2 protein-coding genes are annotated in these 1,671 nt (G+C 37.9%); both read left to right on the forward strand.

The genetic code is table 11. The features are described 5' to 3' along the window. Positions 1-445 (forward strand): FtsW/RodA/SpoVE family cell cycle protein (locus tag VXQ92_RS16955; protein ID WP_416682602.1); only part of this gene is annotated, 445 nt, incomplete at its 5' end. A gap of 19 nt (positions 446-464) precedes the next feature. Then, positions 465-1,466, forward strand: coding sequence for a lytic murein transglycosylase B (gene mltB / locus VXQ92_RS16960; RefSeq protein ID WP_416682603.1), 1,002 nt, complete (start codon positions 465-467; stop codon positions 1,464-1,466). Positions 1,467-1,671 lie beyond the last annotated feature (205 nt).

Consider the following 1,671-nt stretch of genomic DNA (forward strand, 5'->3'; position numbering starts at 1 on the left):
CCCAGAAGCGGATGCTTTAGGAACAGGCTGGAACATTATTCAGTCCAAAACAGCAATCGGTTCTGGTGGGTTCTCAGGTAAAGGTTTCCTCGAAGGTACTCAATCACATTTACACTTCTTACCAGAAGGCCATACTGACTTTATTATTGCTGCTTACTCAGAAGAATTCGGTTTAATTGGTGTACTTATATTAGTAATTCTTTATTCGGCCATTATTTTTAGAACATTTCAAATCGGTTTACAAAGCTTTCATAATTATGGCCGATTAGTGGCTGGCGCGTTTGGTTTGTCTTTTTTTGTTTATGTATTTGTAAACGCAGGAATGGTCAGTGGTATTTTACCTGTAGTGGGTGTTCCCTTACCTTTTATGAGTTATGGCGGTACCGCTATTATTACTTTAATGGCCACTTTTGGTTTAGTCATGTCTATTCATACACATCGATAATTTGGAATTTAAAAAAGATATGTTGACTCAATTTGTTAATAAAACTTTAAAAGTGCTCGCCTTGTGTACTGGCCTTATTAGCACAAGTCATTTTGCTCAGGCCAATGATTTTGTAACTCATCCTAACTATTTAAATTTTAAACAAAAAGCCATGAGCACTTATGGCTTAAGCGGTGAACAGGTTGACGCCGCTATGAATGGTGCAAAAAATTTACCAAACATTATAAATATTATGACTCGCCCTGGTGAAAGTAAGCCTTGGTACGACTATCGATCTATGTTTTTAGTCGAAGGTACTATTCAACGTGGTGTCCGTTTTAAAAACCAATATGCCGATGCTCTCAATCGTGCTGAACAACAATTTGGTGTCTCTCAAGCGGTTATTCTAGGCATTTTAGGTGTTGAAACAGGTTATGGAGCCAATAAAGGCTCGTTTATTACTCGTGATGCACTTGCAACGTTAGCTTTTGGCTATCCTCGCCGTGCTGAATATTTTGGCGATGAGTTAGCTGCTCTCATTGCATGGACTTACAAAGAAGGTTATCCAACCAATAGTATTGTAGGTTCTTATGCAGGTGCCATTGGCTTCCCGCAGTTTATGCCAAGCAACATTAGTAAGTACGGAGTCGACTTTGATGGTAATGGTCATATCGACCTACGAAACTCTGCAGAAGATGCGATTGGCTCAATCGCAAATTACTTAGCAAAACAAGGCTGGCAACGCGATCAACCTATCGGTTTTATGGCTCGTTACACAGGTTCAAATCCGGAAAGTATCATTGCTAAAGATTTGACCCAGCCCACTCCGTATGGTGCACTAAAAAACCAAGGGATTTCCCCTTTAAATCCGTTAGTCAAAATTGATGACTTAGATATGGTAAATGTTATTCAATTACAAGACTATAACGGTCCAATTTACTATTTAACCTATCCGAACTTTCAAGTAATTACGACTTATAACAAAAGCCGAATGTATGCGACTGCCGTATGGTTGTTAGGTACAGAAGTAGCTAGCCGATAGGCTAGCTTTTTGATGAGTTTATGTAAAAGTCAATAAATATTTTTGTTAAATCGATCACAATACAAACATTTTAAATACCTTGTTACATATTTGGTTATTTTTTAACCTAAAACTGTAAGTTTTTGCCCTTTTTGTAACTATTTCTCGTTAAAGACTAGACACTCTCCGTAAGCGATGAATATTATCCACCCCAATCAAGCAATTG

This window comes from Acinetobacter sp. 228 (assembly GCF_048147885.1).